The following is a 24,387-nucleotide window of genomic DNA, read 5'->3' as shown; positions in this document are numbered from 1 at the left end:
ATGACCACAAGCGCCGACACGCACTGCCCCTACTGCGCTTTGCAGTGCGCCATGACGCTGAAGTCCCCAGCGGCTCTGACCCCGGCTGTCCAGCCGGGGTCAGACCCCGTGCCGGCTCCACCCGCTCCGAGCGTGACCGCCCCGGCTGGACCCGTACTGGAAGTTTCCGGCCGCGACTTCCCCACCAACCGCGGCGGACTGTGCCGCAAGGGCTGGACGTCAGCGTCCCTGCTGAGCCATCCCGGACGCGTCACCGAGCCCATGCTGAAGGGTTCAGACGGCGTGCACCGTCCCGTCAGCTGGGATGACGCACTGAAGCTCGTTACCGCAGCCGTGAAGGACACCCGTGCCCGCTACGGTTCGGACGCGGTAGGTGTGTTCGGCGGCGGCGGCCTGACGAATGAGAAGGCCTACATGCTGGGCAAATTTGCCCGGCTCGCCCTGGGCACGTCCCGGATCGACTACAACGGCCGGTTCTGCATGTCCTCCGCGGCCGCCGCCGGCATGCGGGCCTTCGGCGTTGACCGCGGCCTGCCGTTCCCGCTGGCAGACCTCGACGGCGCCAGCACCATCCTGATGCTCGGCTCCAACGTTGCCGAAACCATGCCGCCCTTCGTCCAGCACCTCCAGGGTGCGCGCGACGCCGGCGGACTGATTGTGGTGGACCCCCGCCGTTCCGCGACTGCGGCGTTCACCTCCGACGGCGGCGGCCTGCACCTCCAGCCGCTGCCGGGCACCGACCTCACCCTCCTCCTGGGCCTCTCGCACGTGGTGATCCACGAAGGCCTGGCGGACACCGACTTCATCCAGGCGCGCACCAGCGGCTTCGAAGCCCTGGCCCGCAGCGTCAACGCCTTCTGGCCCGAGCGCGTCCAGTCCCTCACCGGCGTTCCCGCGGACCTGATCCGCGAGACGGCCCGCAGGCTGGCCCATGGGGCCACCAAGGGCGGAAGCTACATCCTGACCGGCCGCGGTGTGGAGCAGCACGTGGACGGCACGGACACCGCCACCGCCGCCATCAACCTCAGCCTGCTGCTCGGCCTGCCGGGTTCCGCCCGCAGCGGCTACGGCACCCTCACCGGCCAGGGCAACGGCCAGGGCGGCCGCGAGCACGGCCAGAAGGCCGATCAGCTCCCCGGCTACCGCAAGATCACCGACCCCGCGGCCCGCGCGCACGTGGCCGGGGTATGGGGCGTGCCGGAATCGCTGATTCCCGGCCCCGGCCTCCCCGCCGTGCAGCTCCTGAAGTCGCTGGGACAGCCCGACGGCGTCCGTTGCCTCTTCGTGCACGCCTCCAACATCGCGGTGGCCTCCCCCGATGCCAACGCCGTCATTGCGGGCCTGCGCAGCCTGGACTTCCTGGTGGTCTGCGATTTCTTCGTCTCCGAGACGGCGGCCGAAGCCGACCTCATCCTGCCGGTCCTTCAGTGGGCAGAGGAGGAAGGCACGCTGACCAACCTCGAGGGACGTGTTCTGCGCCGCCGCCGCGCCCTGCAGCCGCCGGCCGGGGCCCGCAGTGAACTGTGGATCATGGCCCGGCTCGCCGAAGCGCTCGATGCCCCGTCCACCTACAGCGAGGATCCCGAGACGGTCTTCGAGGAACTCCGCCTGGCCTCAGCCGGCGGGCTCGCCGACTACTCGGGCATCGACTACGCCATGCTGGACCGCGGCGAGGCAGCCTACTGGCCCTACCCCGTGGGAAGCACCGGCACGCCGCGGCTCTTCCTGGACGGCTTCGCCCATGCCGACGCCAAGGCGGTCATGACGCCGGTGGCGCCCCGCCGCCGTCGTACTCCTGTTCCGAACCCCGATCAGGACGCCAAATCCATGACGCTCATTACCGGCCGCCTGCTGGAGCATTACCAGTCCGGGTCGCAGACCCGCCGCGTGTCCGAGCTGCTGGAATCCCAGCCGGAGGCAAAGATGCAGATCCACCCCGCGGCGGCCGCGTCCATGGGCATCACCGACGGCGCCTTCGTGTCGGTGGCCAACGAGCGCGGCGAGGTGCTCTGCCGGGCCGAACTCAGCACGGCCATCCGCCCCGAAACGGTCTTCCTGCCGTTCCACTTCCCGGAGCTCGAGAGCGCCAACCGCCTGACGGAGGCGGCCACGGATCCCATCTCCGGAATGCCCGAGTTCAAATTCAATAAGGTGTGGGTCCGGGCGGCCGCAAACGGACTTCAGCACAGCGTTCTTCAAGCATCGGAGGCCTCATGAGTGAGCAGATTGTAGTTGTTGGCTTTGGTCCGGTTGCCGCACGGCTGATCGACGAGCTGCTGCCGGCAGTGCGCAGCGGGCTGGCCCGCCTGACGGTGATCGGCGAGGAGGCAGACGCCGCCTACAACCGCGTGCTCGTGGCCGACCTCGGTGTCGGGCGTACCACGGCCGCGGCGCTGGCGCTGTCCGACGCCGCCGCCCTGATCGCCGACGGCGTGGATGTCCGGCTCGGCGTCCGCGTCCGCCGGGTGGACCGCGCCCGCCAGCAGGTGATCCTCACCGACGGCACCACCCCGCACTATGACCGCCTGGTGTTCGCCACCGGCTCCCGTCCCGTCATTCCCAACCTGACCGGCCTCAACCCGGACCCGGCCCACCCCGTGCTGCCCGCCGGTGTGACCGCCCTGCGCGACCTGCGCGACGCCGAGGCGCTTCGTGCGGCCGTTTCCGGCGGCAAGCGCGTGGTGGTGCTCGGCGGCGGCGTCCTCGGACTCGAGACGGCCCTGGCCGCCGCCGAGGAAGGCGCCACCGTGACAGTGGTCCACAACGGACCGCACCCGCTGGGCCGGAACATCGACCGCGGAGGCGGAGCGGTGCTGGCCGCCAACCTGCGTAACTGCGGCGTACGGATGGCCGGAAATGCTCGCTCCACCGGCCTTGAACACAACGCTCCCGACGGCGGGTTCTCCGCCTTGCTGCTGGATGACGGTTCAGCGATCGACGGCGACCTGCTGGTGCTGTCCTGCGGCGTGCGTCCGCGCGTGGAACTGGCCGAAGGCTGCGGGCTCTCCACGGCCACGGGCATCCTGGTGGACCACAAGCTGCGGGCCCACCACGAGCCGCACATCTTCGCAATCGGCGACTGCGCCGAAGTCCGCTGCCCGGATCCTTCCTGCAGCGAGTGCCGCACTGCGCGCGGCCCGTCCGGCCTGGTGGGCCCGGGCTGGCGCCAGGCAGAGTGGCTCGCCGAGTACCTGACCCTTCTTGCCGAGGGATCAGCCGAGGGATCAGCCGAGGCAGCGGCCGAAGGCGCCAGCGAGGCCGGGTCGGCGGAGGCTGCCAATTCCCTGCCGGAACTCCCTATGGAGAAGCCGGGCGTCATTGTCCTCAAGGCACGGGGCCTGAACATGGCAGTGGCCGGCGACAACGCCGCCGAGCCGTGGGACGACGAAGTACTCACAGCCGGTGCCGTGGACGGCCGCCCGCGCCTGCAGATTGCGCAGTGGGCGGATCCGGAACACGGCCGCTACGTCAAAATGACCACGCGCGGCGGAGTGCTCGAAGGCCTCGTGGCCGTGGGGATGCCGCGCACCGCAGCCGAGCTTGTGTCGCTGTTTGAGCGCGGCGACGAACTCCCGGCCGACAGGTCGCTGCTGCTCCGCCTGGACGGCCCGGACCAGCTGGCTGCCGCCGCCAACACCGACCCTGCGCGCACCGTGTGCCGGTGCGCCGGCGTCAGCGGAACCAAGATCGCGGACGCCGTGGCCGACGGGTGCTCCACCGTGACCGAGGTTTCCGGAGCAACCCGCGCCGGCACCGGCTGCGGCGGCTGCCACTCCGACATCAAGGACATCATCGAAAAACACTTCCAGGCGGCAGCAGCCGCCTAACGTGACGTGAAGCGGGGGGGGCGCCCCCCGGGGGCCCCTGCCGCTTCGTGTCCCCGCCTGCTAGCCTGAACCATCACGACGTGGGGGGTGCTGTGAATCAGGCTGTGGTGCAGGTTCTGGCCGCTGCATTAATGCTGATGGCTTCGGGTTGCGCCGCCCCCGCCCCGGGATCAATTGAGTCCCGCACCGAGCCACTCGTCCAGCAGGCTACGGCTACCGTTTACACTTCGTCGGAAACATCCGGCCCTCCTCCCGATTCCCCGGCCGCTTTTCCTTCGTCAGGGCAGCCGGTGCCTGACTTCTGTGCGGCCGGAGCGGTGTGCCTGGCACGCTTTCAGGGCCTGCCACGCTATGAGCCCGAGGGCAAACGCCCGCCGTCCCCGGATTCGACCGGGTGCGCCTATTCTGAGTCCGGTGACGAAACAGGACCCTTTGCCGTGCTGACCTTCACCGATTTATCTGTTGGCAGTGAGATGCAGGCGTTGCTGGCGGCAAGCTGCAAGTACGGTGAGCTGGCCCCCGGTGTGACAAAGGTCGAGACCCTTGCCCGGGAACGTGGATGGCAGGCGTGGACCGCCACGAAGGAAGCTGGTGTCCACGAAGCCCAGGTCTGCACCGGCAGCCATATTTACAACGCCTCACTCGGCAACATCCCTGGCACCGTGCCGGAGGACGCCCTCGAAACCATTCTTGCTGTCATCCGCTAGAGGCGCAGCGCGCCCGGTTTTCCAGGGACCTTGGACCCCTTGCCCTGAAACCGGGGCAAGGGGTGTCATGGAACATAGAGTCCGTGGATCCAAGGGAGGGTTGCCATGTTCGCCGTCACGATCTTCCTGGCCGCGGCCGCACTCATCGTGGTTGCCGCCGTGATGGGCATCGTCTCCCTGCGGAAGCTGGACCGCCCCGCCCGGGCAAGGGCACTGACCTGGACGGCGGCCGCCATCATGGCAGCGTTTACGGTCCTCGCCGGCCTGTTCATCAGCGGCTACGCCCTGACTGATCCCGGCGGCGCCGAAGGTATCACGATTGTCCTATCCTGGGCTGTTCCACTGGCCGCGTTGGCCGTGCTTGCCTGGCTTCGTCCCGCGTGGGCCACACCTGCCCTTGCCCTACTGACCGCGTTGCTGGTCGTGGCAGGCATGTGGTTCGCCATGGATTCCCCATCGTGGCGGGCATTCGAGAACGCCAATGGCCCCGTCCGCGCTGTCGCAGTCCTGGTGATCGCCTTACCGGCAGCAGTACTGGGCTTGAAACGGACGGCCGCTGCGGGCTGGCTGCTCGTGGCCCTCGGCATCGGCCCGATAGCCTTCTCGGCCCTGGGCAGCCTCGCCGGGGTGGTGTCGCTCTCCGCCATCAGCGTGATCCCGCTGATCACCGGGCTGCTGTACCTGGCGGCTGCCCGGATGTCCCGTTCCGCAGTGGCCACGGAACACATCCGGGCCGCGCCCGCCTGACGGCGTCCGCCCGTCTGGCGTTACATATGCACGTGCAGGCGCCGTGCCGCTTCCGAGATGGACCCGCTGAGTGACGGGTACACCGTGAAGGTGCTGGCGACGTCGTCGACGTGCAGTTTCTGCGTGACCGCAATGGAAATCGCGAAGATCAGCTCGGACGCGTTCGGGCCGACAACCACGCCGCCGATCACGGTACCGGAGCCCTTGCGGGCGAAGATCTTAATGAAGCCGTCGCGGTGGTTGCGCATCTTGGCGCGGGCATTGCTGCGCAGCGACAGCTTGATCACATCGCCCTGGTATTTGCCGGAGTCGATCTCCGCCTCGGACACGCCGACCGACGCGATCTCGGGCGAGGTGAAGATGTTGGAGGCCACCTGGTGCAGCTTCAACGGGGTGACGCTGTCGCCCATGAAGTGGGCAACCGCGATGCGGCCCTGCATGGCGGCGACGGACGCGAGGGCCAGGACGCCGGTGCAGTCGCCCGCGGCGTAGATGTTCGGTGCCGTGGTGCGGGAGACGCCATCCACTTTGATGTGGCCGGCTTCGGTCACTGCCACGCCGGCTTCCTCGAGGCCGATGCCGGCCGTGTTCGGAATGGAGCCGACGCACACCAGGCAGTGGCTGCCGGTGACCTTGGAGCCGTCACCCAGGGTGACCACCACGCCGTCGTCCGTCCGCTCAACCGTTTCCGCACGGGAACGGGAGAGCACCTTCACGCCGCGGCGTTCAAAAACGCCTTCCAGGACCTCTGCGGCGTCGGTGTCCGAGCCCGGCAGCACGCGGTCGCGGCTGGAAATCAGGGTGACCTTGGAGCCCAGGCCGTTGTAGGCGGACGCGAACTCCGCGCCGGTAACACCGGAGCCCACCACGATGAGTTCCTCGGGAAGCTCGTCCATGTCGTAGATCTGCGCCCAGTTCAGGATCCGCTCGCCGTCCGGCCGGGCGGTGGGAAGTTCGCGCGGGTGGGCGCCGACCGCGAGCAGGATGGTGTCCGCTTCCACCGTCTCGGTGCCCTCAGCCGTGAGGACCTCGATCGTGTGGCTGTCCAGCAGCCGGCCGGAGCCGATGAGGATGCGCACGCCCTGGTGTTCCAGTCCCGCCCGGATGTCCTCGGACTGCTTCCGCGCAAGGGTGAGCAGCCGGTCGTTGATGTGCTTCAGGTCCGCCCTCATCACCGGGGCGAAATCGCCGCCGTCGACGTCGAACTTCACTCCCAGCTCCCCCGCCTCACCGACGCGGGTCATCAGGTCCGCCGTCGCGATCAGGGTTTTGGAAGGCACGACGTCGGTGAGCACCGCCGAGCCGCCCAGGCCCGCCCGCTCAACGATGGTGACCTGAGCCCCCAGGGAGGCGGCCACCATGGCGGCTTCATAGCCGCCGGGCCCTCCGCCGAGGATTGCGATGCGAGGTGAGCTGAAATCCGGATGCGTAGTCACAAAGATCCATTCTCTACCCATGCGGCGCCGCACACCAATAAAAGGGACCTGCGCCACTGCTGGGCAGGGCGCCGCGGGCAGGATAACTTGTACCAGTGAGTAATACAGAATTCCTGAACACGGACCCGTTTGACGCCGCCCGCGCGGCCGCCGACTATATCGCCGAGGAGACGGGCGTGGACAGCCACGACGTCGCACTGGTCCTCGGCTCGGGCTGGGGCGATGCCGCGGACCTGATCGGCGAGACCACAGCCACGCTGTCCGCGGACGAAGTCCCCGGGTTCCATGCACCGGCGGTGGAGGGCCACGTAGGCACCATCCGCTCCGTCCTGACCAAGGAAGGCAAGCGCGCCCTGGTGCTCGGAGCCCGGACGCACTACTACGAAGGCAAGGGCGTCCGCGCCGTAGTCCACGGAGTACGGACCGCCGCGGCGGCCGGCTGCAAGGTCCTGGTGGTAACGAACGGCTGCGGCGGCCTCAACGAGGACTGGGCTCCCGGCACGCCAGTGCTCATCAAAGATCACATAAACCTCACCGCCACGTCCCCGCTGGAAGGCGCAACCTTCGTTGACCTGACAGATCTGTACTCTGCACGGATCCGCGGACTGGCCCGCGAAGTGGACCCTTCCCTCGACGAGGGCATCTATGCGCAGTTCACCGGACCGCACTACGAGACTCCCGCGGAGGTGCAGTACGCCAAGCGGATCGGTGCCGACCTGGTGGGCATGTCCACAGCGCTCGAAGCCATCGCCGCCCGTCACGCAGGCATGGAGGTCTTCGGCATCTCGCTGGTGACCAACCTCGCCGCCGGAATCAGCCCGGTGCCGCTGAGCCACCAGGAAGTGCTGGAGGCCGGGCAGGCTGCCGGCCCGCGCATCTCCAAGCTGCTCGCCGAAATCATCGCCAAGCTCTGACCGCACACCTGTGCACGGCGCCCGCCGGGTCCTAGAAGTTCGTTCCAGCAGTTTGTTCTAGTACCTGGCGGGCATCAGCCGACGGAGAACGTCCTTCCGGGAGCCGGGAAACTTCCGCTCAACCGAGGCGGCAATGCCTGCGATGGTCTGCCGGGACAGCGTCTGGCGCCACACAAGCTCGGCCTGCCGCATGGTCTGCGACACGAGGCAGCTGCGCAGATAGTCCTCGCCGGGCTCTGCGCCGGGTGCGTTCGCGAGGATGGATTCGCAGCGAAACGCGGGTTCCGGACCTTCAATGGCCAGGACAACGTCCAGCACGGTGATCTTTTCCGCGGGCTGCGCCAGCTGGAAACCGCCGCGGGGTCCGGATACGGAGGACAGGATGCCCGCACGGACCAGCGCCTGGAGCTGCTTGTTCAGATACGCCGCGGGCAACTGATACAGCTCCGCCAGCCTGGCACTGTTTACGGCCTCACCGGCAGGGGCCCAGGACATGTTGACGCAGCAGTGCAGCGACCACTCAACCCCCTGACCCATCTTCATTTTTCAGACATTACGTGTCCGGAAAATTTACTGTCAAGGTTCCGGGTTGCGCATGCCGGGCACCGCATCCGGGTCGTTAGGCGATAGCTTTGTTCCTATGACGTCTTCCGATGCCGATTTTCCGCAGCTTTTGAGCGCCGCCCGCAACTGGGCCGCCCAGGACCCGGATCCCGCAACTGCCGCCGCTTTGACAGAACTCGTCCAGCTTTCCTCGGACGGGGTTCCCGCAGCCCGCCAGGAGCTCGAGGACAGCTTCAGCGGAACGCTGCAGTTCGGCACGGCAGGCCTCCGCGCTGAACTTGGCCCCGGCCCCAACCGCATGAATCGCGTCGTTGTCCGGCGCGCGGCCGCCGGCTTCGCTGCGTTCCTGACCGCCGCCGTCGCCGAAGCCTCGCCGGGCGCCCGGCCCCGTGCCGTCGTCGGCTATGACGCCCGCTACAACTCCGACATTTTCGCGGAGGAGACCGCCGCGGTCTTCACGGCTGCGGGAATCGAGACCTTCCTGATGCCGCAGGCGCTCCCGACCCCGCTGCTTGCCTACGCCGTCCGTGCCTTGGATTGCGACGGCGGCGTGATGGTGACTGCCAGCCACAACCCGCCGCAGGACAACGGCTACAAGGTGTACCTCGGCCGGCACGCGGTGGAGGAAAGCGGACGCGGGGCGCAGATCGTGGCACCCTACGACGCCCGCATCGCCGCGGAAATCGATCGCGTGGGCACCCTGGACTCCATCACGCTCGCCCCTGCGGGCTGGACCGTGCTGGAGCCCTCGATCACCGCCGACTACGAGGCAGCAGTGGCCGCGCTGGCCCTCCCCGCACAGTTCCCGGCCAGGGACCTGAAGATCGTCCTGACCCCCATGCACGGCGTGGGCGGCGACACGGCTGTTGCCGTTTTGCAGGCGGCGGGATTCGACGACGTCACGCTGGTGTCAGAACAGGCCCGGCCGGACCCGGATTTCCCCACGGTGAACTTCCCCAACCCGGAGGAACCCGGCGCCCTTGACCTGGCACTGGAAACGGCAGCCCGCGTGGACGCCGACATCGTGCTGGCCAACGACCCCGACGCCGACCGTGCAGCCGTCGCCGCCAAGGATCCGGACACGGGTGCTTGGCGCATGCTGCGGGGTGACGAAGTGGGCGCGCTGCTGGGGGCACACATTGTGGCCAGGCTCGCCGGCGGCGAAACTGCAGCACATGGTGTCTTCGCGAATTCGATCGTTTCCTCGCGCCTGTTGGCACAGATTGCCGCCGCGTCCGGGTACGCCCACGAAGAGACACTGACCGGGTTCAAGTGGATTTCCCGCGTTCCGGGCCTGCTGTACGGCTACGAGGAAGCACTGGGTTACTGCGTGGCCCCGGAACTGGTCCGGGACAAGGACGGCATCTCCGCCGCAGTGCTCATCGCCGAACTTGCAGCCGCGGCCAAGGCCGACGGCAAGACTATTTTCGATACGCTGGACGAGCTGTACCTGGTGCACGGGCTGCATGCCAGCGACCAGCTCAGCATCCGCGTCGCGGACCTGGGCCTGCTGGATGCCATGATGAACCGGCTCAGGGTCAGCCCGCCGGAATCATTCGGCGGATCCGCCGTCGAAACGTTCAAGGACCTGGCCGAAGGCAGCGAAAACCTGCCGCCGACGGACGGCCTGCTCTATCTCACCAAGGACCTCACCCGGGTGATCATCCGGCCCAGCGGCACCGAGCCAAAACTGAAGTGCTACCTCGAAGTTATCCGGAGCGTGGGTTCAGCTGCGGAACTGCCCGAGGCGCGGCAGGCGGCACGGGCAGCCCTCGACGGCGTTCTGGGAGACGTTCGGGAGGCCCTGGGGCTCTAGTTAGAGCTCGACCTCGACGTAGCCGTCCACCACACGGGTGCGGTACGTGGGGAGGCGGAGCTCTGCAGTGCCAAAGCACTCGCCGGTTTCCAGGTCGTAGACCTCCTTGTGCAGCGGGGACGCAATGGTCTGGCGCGCTCCGCGTGAGCCCACAATGCCGCGTGCCATCACATGGGCGCCTGTAGCGGGATCTTCCTGGGCCACCGCGAATACCTCTGCAGGCGCCGTGCGGAACAATGCCACCTGGCGGCCGGCGATCAATGCTGCCTCGCCCCAGGCCAGTTCCAGTTCCTCCACGGCACAGACGCGGTTCCAGCCCGTTGCAAAGCCGGTGCTCTGGTCTTCAAGTTCAAGTACTGCGGTCATTTCCGACCCCTCTCGCATTGCCTGCCGCCCGGCGCTCCTTGGAACGGCAGCCGGGCCCGGACCGCCAACGCGGCCACATCTCAAAACTAGGGCTGCGGTGTTTCGGCGGCGTGCAGTCAATGTGTCCGGCACGTAAAAGGCAACTCACCTGTCCGGAAATCCATTCGTGATGCAGAAGTTAAGTTCACGAAACATAAGGGAAACTGAAGCGAAACTGCGCATACCTAGTCTGGATGGACACCTCGATTGAGATGGTCGCAGATCACCGCTGCGCCCCATGCGAAAGGCCCACAGTGACCGAACAGACTTCAAGCACCGAGACTCCGCGCCGCATCGTCGTCGCCGGCGGCGGCCCCGCGGCCCACCGTTTTGCGGACGCAATGCATGCCCGCGGCCTCGAAGGCTGGCATGTCACGGTCCTCACTGAGGAAGCCCACCTCCCCTACGACCGCGTGGCCCTCAGCAAGGCGCTCACCGACAGCGACGTGGACCTCACCCTCGGCGCGGCCTCCATGTGGGACCACGACGCCCTGGCCCTGAAGACCGGCGAACGCGTCATCAAGATCAACCACGCTGCCAAGTCCGTTGAGACGGCAGCCGGCAACACCTACGAATTCGACGAACTGGTTGTCGCCACCGGTTCGGACGCCGCCCGCCTGCCGATCCCCGGCGCGGAGCACGTGCACGTCTACCGCACTCTCGAGGACGTATGGGCGATCAACAAGGCGATCGCCGAACTCACTGCGAAGCTCGGCCGCAAGATCAACGCAGTCACCATCGGCGGCGGGCTCCTTGGCCTCGAATCGGCTGCAGGCACTGAACAGCTCGGCGCAACTCCCGTTGTGATCAACGGCGCCCCGTGGCTCATGAACACCCAGCTCGACGAAGGCGCCGGCCAGGCGCTCGGCCGCCTGATCGAAGCCAAGGGCTTCACGGTCCACGGCGGCGTGTTCCCCTCCGAGGTGCTTTCCGAAGACGGCCAGGTCACCGGCGTGCTGATGGCGGACGGCCGCATCATCCCCGCCGACCTCGTCATCGTGGCCATCGGCGTCAAGCCGCGCGATGAACTCTTCCGCGCCGCTGAAGGCGAGGAGCAGCTGTTCGATCTGGGCCAGCGCGGCGGCGTCGTAATCAACGACGGCTGCGAAACCCAGGTTCCCGGCATCTGGGCCATCGGCGAGGTAGCCAACTTCGGCGGCATGTGCCTGGGCCTCGTGGCCCCGGCCAACACCATGGCCGAGATCGTCGCGGACCGGCTGCACGGCGGCGACGCAACTTTCCCCGGCTTCGACACCGCCACCAAGCTCAAGCTCTCCGGCGTGGACGTGGCCAGCTTCGGCGACGCATTCGCCCGTACGGAGCACGCGCTGGAGATCGTCTACGCCGACCCCGCCCGCGGCGTCTACCAGAAGATCGTCACCACGGACGATGCCAAGACCCTCCTGGGCGGCATCTTCGTAGGCGACGCCACCCCGTACACAAGCCTGCGTCCCATGCTGGGCCGCGAACTGGCCGCCGAGCCGGGCGCCTACCTCACCGCTGCCGGCGGCGGTGAGGCCCCGGAGACGGAACTGCCGGACGACGCCATCCTGTGTTCCTGCAACAACGTGACTGCCGGGACCATCCGCGACACTGTCAACGGCTGCGGTGCCTGCGACGGCAACGCTCCCGTCCAGGAACTCGGCGAGCTGAAGGGCTGCACCCGCGCCGGAACCAGCTGCGGTTCCTGCGTGCCGATGCTCAAGAAACTGCTGGAAACCGAACTCACCAAGTCCGGCGTCGAGGTCTCCAAGGCACTCTGCGAGCACATCGAACTCTCCCGCCAGGAACTGTTCGACGCCATCCGGGTCCTGGAACTGACCTCCTTCGAAGAGATCATGGCCAAGTACGGCACCGGCGCCGGCTGCGACATCTGCAAGCCGACCATCGCCAACATCCTGGCCAGCCAGAACAGCGCCTACGTCCTGGACGCCGGCCGCGGAACGCTGCAGGACACCAACGACCGCGCCCTCGCCAACATGCAGAAGGACGGCACCTACTCGGTGGTCCCCCGCATCGCCGGCGGCGAAATCACCCCGAAGAAGCTCGGCGTCATCGCCGCCGTGGCCGAGAAGTACAACCTGTACACCAAGATCACCGGCGGCCAGCGCATCGACATGTTCGGTGCCCGGCTCGAGGAACTCCCGGAAATCTGGAAGGAACTGGTGGACGCCGGCTTCGAATCCGGCCAGGCCTACGGCAAGAGCCTCCGTACGGTGAAGTCCTGCGTCGGTTCCACCTGGTGCCGCTTCGGTGTCCAGGACTCGGTGGCCATGGCCATCCAGCTCGAGCTTCGCTACCGCGGCCTCCGCAGCCCGCACAAGCTCAAGATGGGCGTCTCCGGCTGTGCCCGCGAGTGCGCCGAAGCCCGCGGCAAGGACGTCGGCGTGATCGCCACGGCCGACGGCTGGAACCTGTACGTCGGCGGCAACGGCGGTGCCACCCCGGCCCACGCCCAGCTGCTGGCCAAGGACCTCGACGACGAGACCCTGATCAAGTACATCGACCGGTACTTCATGTACTACATCCGCACCGCCGACCGCCTGCAGCGCACCGCGCGCTGGCAGGAAGAGCTCGACGGCGGCATCAAGCACGTCGAGGATGTGGTGGTCAAGGACACCCTGGGGATCGCCGCAGACCTCGAGGCCGCCATGGAGAAGCACGTTGACACCTACATCGACGAATGGGCTGACACCCTGAAGGATCCCGAGCGCCTGCGCCGGTTCCGTTCCTTCGTCAACGCCCCGGACCAGAAGGACGACTCCATCACCTTTGTCTCGGACGAGCGCGGCCAGATGCGCCCGGCTACGGCAGAAGAGAAGGGGAAAGTCCTCATCGGGGCCACCATCCCGATGCGTCCCTCCACCCCGGAACTCGACAAGAACGAGGTATAGGCATGCAGCTCAGCATTGATCTCACGGGCCGTGAAGTCCTGGTCACCGGATCCGACCACGCCGCCCGGCAGGCGGTCCGCCGCTACCAGGCTGCCGGCGCCGTCGTCTCACGCCTCAGCACCCCGCAGGGCGCGAGCCACGACGGGCCGCTGCCCGAGCGTCCGTTCCTCGTGGCTGCGGTCGACGACGGCCAGCCCGGCTGGGACGCGCTGCTGGACCGTTGCCGCGCCACCGGCATCCCCGTGGCCGTGGAACCGGCTGCCGGAGCAGTAGGGCACGTGACCCTGGTGGGCGGCGGCCCCGGCGTCGGCGAGCTGCTGACCGTTGCCGCCGTCAAGGCGCTGCGCGATGCCGACGTCGTGTTCTACGACCGGCTGGCCCCCTACCAGGAGCTGCCGTCCCTGACCTCGGCCGAGCTGGTGGATGTGGGCAAGCAGCCCGGCCACCACAAGGTGAGCCAGGGCGACATTGAAAAGCTCATGGTGCAGAGCGCCCTGGCCGGAAACAACGTGGTCCGCCTGAAGGGCGGTGACCCCTACGTCTTCGGCCGCGGCGGTGAGGAAGTTGCCGCCTGTGTGGCTGCCGGTGTTCCGGTGAAGGTCGTTTCCGGTGTCACCAGTGCCATCTCCGTCCCGGCCGCCGCCGGGATCCCGGTCACGCACCGCGAGGTCAGCCACATGTTCACCGTGGTGTCCGGCCACGCGCCGCTTACCGAAAAGGAGCTCACGCACCTGGCCGGGCTGGGCGGGACCATCGTGGTCCTCATGGGCATCGGAACGCTGCACCAGCTGGCCGCCGGCCTGCGCCGGGCGGGCATGCGGGCAGACATGCCGATGGCCGTCGTCGAACGCGGCTACCGCCCCGGCCAGCGCACCACCATCGCCCAGCTCGGTACGATTGTCACAGCGGCCGCCGACTGCACCAACCCGGCTGTGCTGGTCATCGGCGAGGTGGTGCGGGTGGCTGAAGCCAACCGCGGGCACGCCGAGGCGGCGGCTGATCTCGACCGCCTCGCAGCGTCACTGATGGAATCGTGAAAGAAAACCCATGAGCGCCATGAACTCTATTGCCCCCGCTTCCGCCCCCGGCCCGCAGGACTCCCCTGCTGCCGACGGCCCCGATTCGCCCCTGGAGGGATTCCGGATCGGTGTGACGTCGCACCGGCGTTCCCAGGACCTGATCGAGGCCCTGGAGCGGCGCGGAGCCGAGGTGCTGCACGCACCTGCGCTCAAGATTGCGCCGGTGCAGGAGGACATGCGGCTTATCGACGACACCCGGGCCATCATTGCTGCCAAGCCCGACCTCTGCATCGCCACCACCGCCTACGGCATGCGCCGCTGGTGCGAGGCGGCCGACGCGTCCGGCATCGGCGATGAGCTGCTGGAGACCCTCGCGGCCTGCCGGATGTTTGTCCGCGGGCCCAAAGCCCGCGGTGCCGTCCGCGCCGCGGGACTGGCCGACGTCGGGATCAGCAGCGACGAAACCACGGCCACCCTGGTGGACATGTTGCTGAAGGAAGGCGTCCGCGGCAAGACGGTGGCAGTCCAGCTGCACGGCTACACAGACGTCCGCCAGCTTGAGCGCCTGAGGATGTCCGGCGCCACCGTCCTGACCGTCACCCCCTACCGCTGGGTCAAGCCCGACGGCGAGGACAAACTTCCGCGCCTGATCGAGGCCGTCTGCAGCGGCAACCTGGACGTCCTGACGTTCACCAGTGCGCCCGCCGTCGACGCCATGTGGAGCACGGCCCACGAGATGGGGCTCTACAAGCAGCTCGTCGATGCCCTGAAAACCACCGTCACCACCGCCGTCGTGGGTCCCATCACTGCGCAGCCGCTGATCGACGCCGGACTGTCCCCGCTCATTCCGGAACGCTTCCGGATGGGTGCCCTGATCCGGCTGGTCTGCGAACACCTTGCCCTGAACCATGTGCGCCGCCTGGACACCCGGTCCGGCAACGTGGAGCTCCGCGGACGGTCGCTGCGGATCGACGGGGAAGCCGTTGAAATGGCACCCGCGCCGCTCCTGCTTCTGCGTGCCCTGCTTGGTGCCGAAGGCGCCGTCCTGTCCCGGGAATCGCTCTCCGACCTGCTCGAACTGCGCGGTTCCGTGCATGCCCTGGACATGACCGTCAGCCGGCTGCGCTCCTCCCTGCCGGACGGCCGGATGGTGGAAACCGTGGTTAAGCGCGGGTACCGGATCCGGGTCTAGCACTCCCCCTTGGGGTTCCGTGCCCCGTTTCCGCAGCCGGATCCGTGGACAGACCCGGTCCGCAGTGGGAACATGTCGCTATGGTTTGCGTCTGACCGCCCCCGTGGCCGCCTTCGTACCGTTCCGGTGCGTGGCGGCCGGGGCGTTTGGCGGGGCAGCTCTTCCGAGGGGAATTGCGTGGAACCGGTGGTGCAAGGGGACGATGAACCCGCGGAGTCTGTGGACGCCGTGGTGGTGGGGTCCGGCTTTGGCGGATCGGTAGCGGCCTACCGCTTGGCGGCCGGCGGACAGTCTGTGGTCCTGATGGAACGGGGCAGGGCCTACCCGCCCGGGAGTTTCGCCCGGACGCCGTCCGAGATGGGCCGGAATTTCTGGGATCCGGACAAGGGCCTCTACGGACTTTTTGACGCTTGGACTTTCCGCGGCCTGGAAGGAATCGTCTCCAGCGGACTGGGCGGCGGCTCACTCATCTATGCGAACGTGCTGCTGCGCAAGGACGAAAAGTGGTTCGTCCAGGAATCCCCTGTGCCCGGCGGAGGCTACGAAAGCTGGCCGTTCAGCAGGCAGGACCTCGACCCCTACTACGAGGCCGCCGAAGCCATGCTCAGCCCTGTGCCCTACCCCTATCAGGACACGCCGAAGACCCTGGCCATGGAAACGGCTGCCCGCGCGCTCGGACTCAGCATCACGCGGCCGCCCATCGCCGTCACGTTCTCCCAGTCCCCGGGCTCCACTCCGGCCAGGAACCAGGTGCTGGCGCCGGCACCGTACGGGAGCGTCCACGGCGAGGGGGCCGTGCGCACCACCTGCACCCTGTCCGGGGAATGCGACATCGGCTGCAACGCCGGCGCCAAGAACACCCTGGACCACAACTACCTGTCCGCGGCCAAGGCTGCCGGGGCTGACATCCGGACCCACCACGACGTCCGCGGCATCCGCCCGCTCCCGGCGGGCGGCTATGAGGTCCGCTACGTCGTCCACGATCCCGCCGACGCCCGGCCCGGGCTCCTGCCCGAACAGGTGATCCGCTGCCGCCGCCTCATCCTCGCCGCCGGCACTTTCGGCACCACGTTCCTGCTGCTGCGCAACCGCGCGTCGCTGCCCGCCCTCAGCCCGGCACTCGGTACACGGTTCAGCGGAAACGGCGACCTGCTGGGCTTCGTCCTGGACGCTAAGGACCCCGACGGCGCCACCCGCACCCTTTCGGGCAGCATCGGACCGGTGATCACCACGGCCATCCGCACGCCCGATTCCACCGACGGCGGTGACGGCCGCGGCTACTACATCGAAGACGCCGGGTACCCCTCGTTCATGAACTGGCTGCTGGAAACGGGACAGTTCCGCCAGGTGGCCAGGCGCGCCGGCAAAGTGATGGTGCAGCTCCTCAAGGACCGGCTCTTCCAGGCCCAGCGATCCAACATTTCCGCCGATCTTGCCGCCGCCCTGGGAGACGGCCGGCTCTCGGCATCGTCAGTTCCCCTGCTCGGCATGGGACGGGACATCCCGGACGGCGTCATGACCCTGCAGGGCGGCCGGCTGGCCATCAACTGGACCCTGGCCACCTCAGCCGCGTACTTCGGCCGGATGCAGGCCACCATGCAGGCGATCGCCAAGGAACTGGGCGGCAGCTTCAAGCAGAATCCGCTGTGGTGGAGCAAACGCGTCATCACCGTGCATCCGCTCGGCGGTGCCCCGGCCGGCCGGAACAGCAGCGAAGGCGTGTGCGACGCGTACGGTGAGGTGTTTGGGTACCCCGGGCTGCATGTGGTGGACGGCGCCGCGATGCCCGGGCCGGTGGGCGCCAATCCCGCCCTGACCATCGCCGCCTTTGCCGAACGGGCCTGCCACCGGATCCTGGAGGGAACCGACGGCGCCAGGCAGCGGGGCGGCCTGGCCGGGGCCGGCGTCCCGGCTGTCTCTTCCAACGGACCGCTGGGTAGCGGAACGTACGACGGCGGAACGTACGACGGCGGATCTTACGACGCCGGGCCGCCGCGCGCCCTGGTGCCGGACGCCACCAAAGGTGCGAAGGCACCCCGGAAGGAAAGAACGTTGGTCCCGCGGACCGGCAGACGTTCCCTGGGGCTCCCCGGCACCGGATCCGCAGATGCCGGCGTGCATTCCGAAAGCGAGGCCTTGCAGGAGGCCGAAATCGAAGAGGAAACGGAGCAGGCCGAAACAGGGCCTGCGTCGGTCAGCTTTACCGAACAGATGCACGGGTGGTTCAGCGCCGGCGCGTCAGACCCCGAGACGGGCCGCGGCCTGGGCCGTGACCGGAGCCTCCGGATGATGTTCGAGCTCACCATAACCGCCCCGGATATTGACGCGTTTGTCCGTGATCCGCTCCATCCGGCCACCGCGGAAGGCTACGTCCTGGCCGACCAGTTCGGCGGCCGCCTTCCGGTGGAACGCGGCTGGTTCAATCTCCTCGTCAAGGACGGCGGTCCCGACACGGCCGGACGGAAGATGCTCTACCGGCTCTGGCTGCGGGATCCCGGCGGCACCCCGCTCACCTTCCTGGGCCACAAGGACGTCCGCAACGACGCAGGCTTCGACGTCTGGGCTGACACCACCACGCTGTACGTCACCGTCCTCCGCGGACACCTGCCGCCGCCGGAATCGGCCACTTCCACTGCCGCTGCCACTGCCGCCGTGGCGGGGGCCGGAGTGCTGTACATCCGGCCGTGGGACTTCGCCCGGCAATTAACCACGTTCCGGGCGGAAGGCCCGTCCCCGGCGAGCGCCCTTGCCGCATTCGGGAAGGTGTTCCTGGGTGAGCTCTGGCAGGTGTACTCCGGCAAGGTCACCGGCCGGGCCACCGGCAAGGTCACCGGCCGGCGATGAAGGGCGGCGCGGCGTGAAGCGGGCTGAGCTGGCACAGCACAGCAACGGACTTGGCTTCACTCCGCGGGACGCTGTGCGCTGGCTGGCCCCGGCCCAGCTGGGCAGGACCGCCGTGCGGGTTGTCCTCGCGTCCGTCTTCGCCGATTTCGGCGACAAACGCGAACTGGAGGGCGGCTTTCCCCGCTACGAGCTGGACCTGGAACGGCTGCCTGTCGCGGGCCAGCCCGCGCAGCCGGTGGTCCGCGACCTTGGCCTGCCCGGGATTGATAAAGCCGGTGCGGCGGCTGGCACGGCGGCGGCCGACGCCGTCGGGTCTGAACGGTCTTCCGGGGCCGAGGAGTTGTGGCTGGATTTCACGGCTGACCTGGGCGACGGCTTCGACTCCACCTACACGGTGGCGTCATTGCTGGCGGAAGCGTCGCTGGAGGTGGACGGGCAGGAGCTTCGCCGCGGAAAGGTGCTGGTGCTGGGCGGCGACGAAGTGTATCCGGTGGCATCGCCCGCCGCGTACGAGGACCGCATGGTGGGTCCCTACCGGACGGCCCTTCCCGGCGGCAGCTCCCCCGGCCGCGCCGGCGTGCTGCTGGCCCTCCCCGGAAACCATGACTGGTACGACGGCCTGACCTCCTTCATCCGCCTGTTCACCCGGCAACGGAACATCGGCGGCTGGCGGACCATCCAGACACGAAGCTACTTTGCCCTCCGCCTGACTGGCGGGGACGATTCTCCCGGCTGGTGGCTTGTGGGGCTGGACAGCCAGCTGGGCCAATACATCGACGAACCACAGCTGGATTACTTCTACAACACGGTGACCACCAGGCTGCTGCCGGGCGACGCCGTCATCCTTTGCGTGGCGGCCCCCTACTGGGTGCGGGAAACGGAAAACGCCAGCGCCTTCCGGCAGGTGCATTTCTTCGAGCAGGACTACCTTCGGCGCCGATTCAACCGCCGCGCCGGGATGTTCGAGGAAACCGGCGCTTCCGTGCGGTTGTGGCTCACCGGGGACCTGCACCACTATTCGCGCTACGAGGAACTGCCAGGGGAACTGCCAGGGGAACTGCCAGGGGATGCGGGCCTGCCCGCATCCGGCAGGACCGGGGCCGACCCGCGCCGGACCCAGCTTATGACCTGCGGCCTGGGCGGCGCCTTTCTAGCGGACGCCCGCTGGCTGCCGCCGGAGCTCACACTTCCCGCACACCGGCCGGACCCCGCACCGGCGGACCACGCGACGGCGGACCGGCAACCGGACCACCAGCCGGCCCAGGGCCGCCGTTTCGTCCTGGCTCCGGGGACGTTCCCGGGACGGGCGGAGTCCCGGCAGTTCCGCGGACGCCTGGCCAATCCGTTCTCGCCCTTCTGGCTTCCGGTGCGCAACCCCGGGTTCGGCTCCGCGCTCGGCGTCGCCCACATGCTGGCCGCCCTGACGCTCTGGACCGTCTTCAGCGCGTTCCGCGGACTCTCCTTCCCGGACAGCCTCACCACCCTGAAAACCGGCAACACCGTGCTCCTTGCGCTGACCATCCTCGCCGTACCTTTGCTGCTGCTTCTGCTGCTGGCCACCCTCGGCACCGCGCTCGGACTCAACCGGGATCCGGGGGAGAACGGCGCCGGGTTCACCGTTTCCCGCGGCGCGCTCTGGCAACTGTCGGCGCTCGGGGCGGGGATCGCCGTCGTCCTCCTCCTTCCCTGGCCGGCCGGGTTGCCGCCGTTCCTGACCCTTGGGCTGGTGCTCACTTTCACGTTTACAACCGGCTACGCGGTCGGCAGCGAAGCGTTTGCCTTCTTCATCCTGGGCACGGGAAGCGGGGAGGTTGCCTCGTGGGCAATGTCCGGCCAGGCCATTGAAGACCACAAGGGCTTCCTGCGGATCCGCATCGCCCCGGATGGCAACCTGACGGTCTATCCGGTGGCAGTGGACCGGGTCTGCCGGGACTGGGACCTGGAAAGGACCGACGACGGCGGCCTCCGCCCGGTCCCTGCCGGCGGGCTGCCGCCGCTGCGGCTTTTCGAACCGCCGATCACCATCGCAAGGGAGGGATTCCCGCTATGACCAACCCTCGCACCATCACCCGGGCGGACCACGTCACGGAAGTCATCCCCTTTCCCGCCGGTGACGGAACCCCGCTGACCCTGGTGCACATCACCTCCGCCGTGCCTCGTGACGCCGGAGCACCGGAGAAGGGACCCGTGCTACTGGTCCACGGGGCCGGCGTCAGGGCCGAGCTCTTCCGCCCGCCGCTGCCGCGGACGCTGGTGGACGCCCTGCTGGAAGACGGCTGGGACGTCTGGCTGCTGAACTGGCGGGCCTCCATCGACTTTGAACCCCTCTCGTGGACGCTGGGTGACGCGGCGGTGTACGACCACCCCGCCGCCGTCGACTATGTCCTGGGCGCGACCGGGGCCGAAACGCTGAAGGCGGTCATCCATTGCCAGGGCTCGGTGTCCTTCACCATGGCGGCCGTGGCCGGGCTCCTCCCCCGGGTGGACACGGTGGTCTCCAACGCCGTATCCCTGCACCCGGTGATCCCGCTGTGGTCGATCGTCAAGATCACGTACCTGGCCGAACTGTTGAAACCGTTCACTCCGTACCTGTCGCCGGCATGGGGCTACAAGTCCAACGGATACCTGTCCCGGATCCTCCGGTCCATGGTCAAGGCCACCCACCATGAATGCAACAACCTGGTGTGCCGGCTGGTCAGCTTCACGTACGGCAGCGGCCGGCCCGCGCTCTGGTCGCACGAGAACCTGGATGAGGCCACCCACAACTGGATCAGCGGTGAGTTCGCGGAAGTGCCGTTCACTTTTCTCTCCGAGATGGGACGCAGCGTGCTGGCCAGGCGCATGGTGGCCGCAGGAAACCACCCGGAACTGCCCGCCAACTTCCTGGCTGAGGCGCCCCAGACGGATGCCAGGTTCTCGTTCCTGGCCGGTCGCAACAACCGGTGCTTCCTGCCCGAAAGCCAGGAGCGGACCTTCGCCTTCTTCGACGGTCATCGCCCCGGCAAGGACTCGCTGCACCTGCTGTCCGGCTACGGGCACCTGGATGTCTTCTTTGGAGCCCGCGCCTGGGCGGAGACCTATCCCGTCATCCTCAAGGAGCTGAACAGATGAACAGACTCATCGGACTGGCTGCATCCCTGCTACGGCTGGTGCCCTCCCCGGTGCCGCACCGCCAGGAGCGCCTGCGCGGACATCATGCCACGGTGGACGGCATCAAATACTCCATGCCCGTCAATTCGGACGATTCCCCGGTCCTGATGGCGGCGTTCCCCATCAACAAGCGCGCCGCCGCAGCCGTCCTTCCCGGCACGGAGCTCCGGCCGTTCAGCCTCGGCGGGAAGGGGTTGCTCGTGGTCACCGTGGTCAATTACGAGTCGACAGACATCGGCCAATACATTGAATACTCGTTGGCAATCGCCGTCACTCACGGTTCCCGGCCGGCGCCCCCGCTCCTGCCGCTGGTATTCCAGAAGACGTTCGGGCTCGGCCAGTACGTGGTGGACCTACCCGTCAGCACCGAGATTTCGGTCAAGGGCGGCAAAGGCATCTGGGGCATGCCCAAGCACCGGGCCAGCCTGGACTTCGTGGTCACCGATTCAACCGTTTCCGCGCAGTACGACGACAGCGGCAGGCTGGGCTGCTTCATCGAAATTGAACGCCCGCGGCCGATGGGCATCCCGCTGAAGCTGGCAGCCTCCAATTACTGTGCTTTCCGCGGGATGCTGATGAAGTCCGACATCTACTTCGAGGCCACCGGGGATATCGCCCTGGGAGGCGACGCCAGGGCCCGGCTGGTGCTGGGCGACGCCCCGGGCGTTGCCGCCCTCAAAACCCTCCAGCCGGCGGACAAACCGGTGTTCACCGCCTACCTTCCCGAAGCACGCGGAGTACTGGACGACCACTACGAGGCGTGGTTCCTGACCGCACCAACCGCCGAGGAGGCCGCCCGGATCCGCGGCGGCGACCCGCTCGAATCCGTCGTCGGCCTGGGCCAGGGCCAGGAATGGCTGCCCGCACCGGACCGGGGACGTACGTCCCCCGCCACGTCCCATGGCACGTCGGACGGTGCCGGCACCGGAGACGCGCCGTGAACTGGCTGCTGCTGCTGAACGCACTGTATTTCCTGTTCGGCGCCACCATGTACGTGGGCACCATGTGGGTCCTGAAGTTCTTCCTCTACCCCACCTGGGAGTCCCTGGACCGCGGCAACGTGGACATGCACTTCGGCATCCCCACCCGCCAGGCCACCAAGTTCTTCACTGTGGTGGTGCCGCCGATGTTCATCGCCGGCATCATCCTCGTCTGGACGGAGTGGGGCACGGTCCGGATCGTCCCCGCGGCGCTCTGCCTGCTGGGGATCATCGTCCTCACGGTGGTGGGCCAGGCCATGATCATTCCCGTCAACATCAGGATCCGGGGCGGGGACTTCGCCGACGACGCCGAACTGCGTTCCCTGCTCCGCCGGTGGATGCTGCTCAACGACATCCGCTTCTACGTCTCGACGCTCACATGGCTGGCCATCGTCTGGCTGCTGGTGGACCGGGGCCGGCTGTGGGAGGCGTTCGCATGAGCGGGGACAGGTCATGAGCGGGGACAGGTCATGAGCGGGATTGCCCGCCCTTCGGGGCCGGCTGTTCCCGGCGTCGGCGCCTGGATCACGGCGGACCCGCTGCGCGCCGTCCTGGCCGCGATCGCCGTCGTCACCGTCTTTTCCGGGGCCGTCCAGATACCGTTCGGCGGCGCGGTTCTTGAGCTGCTGGGGGCGGAGCCGACGACGGCTGCGCGCCAGCTGTTCGGCACCGTGGGCATGTTCATGGTGGTGGTGGGCGGACTCCTGCTGCACACGCTGCTGCGTCCCCGGCCGACGGCCGAGGTGCTGCTCTGGTCCGGCGTGCAGAAGGCGGGGGCCTGTGCCGCCGTCGCGATCGGGGTCATCAACGGCGTTTTCGCGCCGGTGGCGCTGGCAGTAGCGGTCTTCGACCTTGCGACGGCGGCCCTCTGCCTGATCTACCTTCGCCGGGTCTACTGGGAGAGCGGGCCAGGCAAAGGCCGCAGTCAGGGGACGGGGCCGTGAAGCGCTCCCTTGTGCTGGCCGGCGGCGGAATGCGGGTGGCCTGGCAGGCCGGCGTGGTCCGCGCGCTCGCCGAAGAAGGCCTGCACTTCGACCATGTGGACGGGACGTCCGGCGGCATCCTGACGGCGGGCATGCTGCTGTCCGGGGTGCCTGCGGAGGATATGTGTCGGAACTGGTCCGGCGTGAACGTCAAGGACTTCGGCTCGGCACTGCCGCTGGGCGACTACGCGAAGGGGCCGTGGTCGCTGCCCGCCATCGGCGACGCGGACGGCCTGCTCCGCAAGGTTTTTCCGGCCCTCGGGATCGACGACGGCGAGATCAGGCGCCGGGCAGCCCTGCCAGGCGCCGTCGAAGGCACCTTCAACGTAGTGGAATTTACCGGAAAGCTATGCCACGCCCTCGACGCCCGGGACGTCGATGCCGGACTGTTGGCAGCCGGAATGTCCTTGCCCATTTTCCTCACGCCGCTGCGGCGTGACGGGAAGATCTGGACTGACGCAGTCTGGGTCCGCGACGCCAACGTGGCCGAAGCCCTCCGCCGAGGGGCGGACGAGGTGTGGCTGGTCTGGTGCATCGGCAACACCGGGTACTGGGGCGACGGCCCGCTTGAACAGTACGTCCATATGATCGAGATGAGCGCCATGGGCGCACTCCTGGCCGACTTCGAGGCCGCGAAGGCTGCCGGCAGGGATTTCATCCTCCACGTTGTCAGGCCTGAGAATCCCCTCCCGCTGGATCCGGAGTTCTACCTCAACCGGATCGATGCGGACACCTTGATCGGCATGGGGTACCGGGATGCCCGCAGCTACCTCAAGGACATGACCGCCGAAGGCCTGCCCAAGGACGCGTCCTGCACTGCCATGGTTGAACCGCCGGCAGGCATCCGCTTCACCGAGCGGTTTGGCGGCCGGGACCCAGGCGGCGGGGGCGACCGCGCGGGCGGTGGCG

19 protein-coding genes are annotated in these 24,387 nt (G+C 68.1%); 16 read left to right on the top strand and 3 right to left on the bottom strand.

Annotation, left to right across the window (positions count from 1 at the left end; genetic code table 11):
* From AC07YR_RS20520 to AC07YR_RS20505, 4 genes are all read left to right on the top strand, one after another.
* On the top strand, positions 1-2,217 hold the full coding sequence (locus AC07YR_RS20520) for a molybdopterin oxidoreductase family protein (RefSeq protein WP_494735083.1): 2,217 nt from the start codon (positions 1-3) through the stop codon (positions 2,215-2,217).
* Positions 2,214-3,827, top strand: a complete 1,614-nt coding sequence (locus tag AC07YR_RS20515) for an FAD-dependent oxidoreductase (protein ID WP_494735082.1) — start codon at positions 2,214-2,216, stop codon at positions 3,825-3,827. The genes AC07YR_RS20520 and AC07YR_RS20515 overlap by 4 nt, the downstream gene beginning before the upstream one ends.
* A 437-nt stretch (positions 3,828-4,264) precedes the next feature.
* Entirely contained in the window at positions 4,265-4,534 is a 270-nt protein-coding gene (locus tag AC07YR_RS20510) for a hypothetical protein (protein WP_436057105.1), read from the top strand.
* A 105-nt stretch (positions 4,535-4,639) separates the two neighbouring features.
* Positions 4,640-5,281 (top strand): hypothetical protein, encoded by a 642-nt coding sequence (locus AC07YR_RS20505; protein ID WP_494735081.1) that lies wholly within the window; start codon positions 4,640-4,642, stop codon positions 5,279-5,281.
* 20 nt (positions 5,282-5,301) lie between these two features.
* Here AC07YR_RS20505 and AC07YR_RS20500 read toward each other — a convergent pair whose 3' ends face one another.
* Positions 5,302-6,717: an NAD(P)H-quinone dehydrogenase gene (locus tag AC07YR_RS20500; RefSeq protein ID WP_436057103.1), complete on the bottom strand. Its 1,416-nt coding sequence runs from the start codon at positions 6,715-6,717 to the stop codon at positions 5,302-5,304.
* Between the two features lie 95 nt (positions 6,718-6,812).
* Here AC07YR_RS20500 and AC07YR_RS20495 point away from each other — a divergent pair, with 95 nt between their 5' ends.
* Positions 6,813-7,631, top strand: a complete 819-nt coding sequence (locus AC07YR_RS20495; protein WP_436057102.1) for a purine-nucleoside phosphorylase — start codon at positions 6,813-6,815, stop codon at positions 7,629-7,631.
* Positions 7,632-7,688: 57 nt separating this feature from the next.
* Here the strand turns inward: AC07YR_RS20495 and AC07YR_RS20490 are convergent, their stop codons facing one another.
* The gene (locus tag AC07YR_RS20490; protein WP_055803854.1) at positions 7,689-8,174 is read right to left on the bottom strand and encodes an RrF2 family transcriptional regulator; all 486 of its coding nucleotides are present in this window, start codon (positions 8,172-8,174) and stop codon (positions 7,689-7,691) included.
* 97 nt (positions 8,175-8,271) lie between these two features.
* Here AC07YR_RS20490 and AC07YR_RS20485 point away from each other — a divergent pair, with 97 nt between their 5' ends.
* On the top strand, positions 8,272-10,011 hold the full coding sequence (locus tag AC07YR_RS20485; RefSeq protein ID WP_494735080.1) for a phospho-sugar mutase: 1,740 nt from the start codon (positions 8,272-8,274) through the stop codon (positions 10,009-10,011).
* Here AC07YR_RS20485 and nirD read toward each other — a convergent pair whose 3' ends face one another.
* Positions 10,012-10,377, bottom strand: coding sequence for a nitrite reductase small subunit NirD (nirD, locus tag AC07YR_RS20480; protein WP_055803860.1), 366 nt, complete (start codon positions 10,375-10,377; stop codon positions 10,012-10,014).
* 293 nt (positions 10,378-10,670) lie between these two features.
* On the opposite strand from nirD, the gene nirB reads away from it, so the two are divergent.
* From nirB to AC07YR_RS20430, 10 genes are all read left to right on the top strand, one after another.
* On the top strand, positions 10,671-13,310 hold the full coding sequence (nirB, locus tag AC07YR_RS20475; protein ID WP_494735079.1) for a nitrite reductase large subunit NirB: 2,640 nt from the start codon (positions 10,671-10,673) through the stop codon (positions 13,308-13,310).
* Between the two features lie 2 nt (positions 13,311-13,312).
* Positions 13,313-14,347, top strand: coding sequence for a uroporphyrinogen-III C-methyltransferase (gene cobA, locus AC07YR_RS20470; RefSeq protein ID WP_055803865.1), 1,035 nt, complete (start codon positions 13,313-13,315; stop codon positions 14,345-14,347).
* Between the two features lie 19 nt (positions 14,348-14,366).
* Positions 14,367-15,521, top strand: coding sequence for a uroporphyrinogen-III synthase (locus AC07YR_RS20465; RefSeq protein WP_055804340.1), 1,155 nt, complete (start codon positions 14,367-14,369; stop codon positions 15,519-15,521).
* Between the two features lie 177 nt (positions 15,522-15,698).
* Positions 15,699-18,365: a GMC oxidoreductase gene (locus AC07YR_RS20460; RefSeq protein ID WP_494735078.1), complete on the top strand. Its 2,667-nt coding sequence runs from the start codon at positions 15,699-15,701 to the stop codon at positions 18,363-18,365.
* Between the two features lie 13 nt (positions 18,366-18,378).
* On the top strand, positions 18,379-20,415 hold the full coding sequence (locus AC07YR_RS20455; protein WP_494735077.1) for a hypothetical protein: 2,037 nt from the start codon (positions 18,379-18,381) through the stop codon (positions 20,413-20,415).
* Positions 20,412-21,476 (top strand): alpha/beta fold hydrolase, encoded by a 1,065-nt coding sequence (locus AC07YR_RS20450; protein ID WP_494735076.1) that lies wholly within the window; start codon positions 20,412-20,414, stop codon positions 21,474-21,476. The genes AC07YR_RS20455 and AC07YR_RS20450 overlap by 4 nt, the downstream gene beginning before the upstream one ends.
* Entirely contained in the window at positions 21,473-22,456 is a 984-nt protein-coding gene (locus AC07YR_RS20445; protein WP_436057096.1) for an acetoacetate decarboxylase family protein, read from the top strand. The genes AC07YR_RS20450 and AC07YR_RS20445 overlap by 4 nt, the downstream gene beginning before the upstream one ends.
* A complete protein-coding gene (locus AC07YR_RS20440; protein ID WP_454697999.1) occupies positions 22,453-22,935 on the top strand; it encodes a hypothetical protein in 483 nt (160 codons plus the stop codon). Before AC07YR_RS20445 ends, AC07YR_RS20440 begins: the two co-directional genes overlap by 4 nt.
* 30 nt (positions 22,936-22,965) lie before the next feature.
* Complete coding sequence (locus tag AC07YR_RS20435; protein ID WP_494735075.1) at positions 22,966-23,439, top strand: hypothetical protein; 474 nt, start codon at positions 22,966-22,968, stop codon at positions 23,437-23,439.
* Positions 23,436-24,387 (top strand): patatin-like phospholipase family protein (locus AC07YR_RS20430; RefSeq protein WP_494735074.1); only part of this gene is annotated, 952 nt, incomplete at its 3' end. The genes AC07YR_RS20435 and AC07YR_RS20430, both read left to right, overlap by 4 nt.

The organism is Arthrobacter sp. GW460-12-1-14-TSB2 (assembly GCF_059423525.1).
Note: the sequence above shows the minus strand (reverse complement) of the source record. Positions and strands in the feature narration are given on the sequence as shown.

Coding starts and splice junctions, on each gene's coding strand:
- nirD (WP_055803860.1), bottom strand. CDS start 10,377: ATGACCGCAGTACTTGAACTTGAAGACCAGAGCACCGGCTTTGCAACG.
- AC07YR_RS20445 (WP_436057096.1), top strand. CDS start 21,473: ATGAACAGACTCATCGGACTGGCTGCATCCCTGCTACGGCTGGTGCCC.
- AC07YR_RS20450 (WP_494735076.1), top strand. CDS start 20,412: ATGACCAACCCTCGCACCATCACCCGGGCGGACCACGTCACGGAAGTC.
- AC07YR_RS20505 (WP_494735081.1), top strand. CDS start 4,640: ATGTTCGCCGTCACGATCTTCCTGGCCGCGGCCGCACTCATCGTGGTT.
- AC07YR_RS20490 (WP_055803854.1), bottom strand. CDS start 8,174: ATGAAGATGGGTCAGGGGGTTGAGTGGTCGCTGCACTGCTGCGTCAAC.
- AC07YR_RS20520 (WP_494735083.1), top strand. CDS start 1: ATGACCACAAGCGCCGACACGCACTGCCCCTACTGCGCTTTGCAGTGC.
- AC07YR_RS20435 (WP_494735075.1), top strand. CDS start 22,966: ATGAGCGGGATTGCCCGCCCTTCGGGGCCGGCTGTTCCCGGCGTCGGC.
- cobA (WP_055803865.1), top strand. CDS start 13,313: ATGCAGCTCAGCATTGATCTCACGGGCCGTGAAGTCCTGGTCACCGGA.
- AC07YR_RS20515 (WP_494735082.1), top strand. CDS start 2,214: ATGAGTGAGCAGATTGTAGTTGTTGGCTTTGGTCCGGTTGCCGCACGG.
- AC07YR_RS20465 (WP_055804340.1), top strand. CDS start 14,367: ATGAACTCTATTGCCCCCGCTTCCGCCCCCGGCCCGCAGGACTCCCCT.
- AC07YR_RS20485 (WP_494735080.1), top strand. CDS start 8,272: ATGACGTCTTCCGATGCCGATTTTCCGCAGCTTTTGAGCGCCGCCCGC.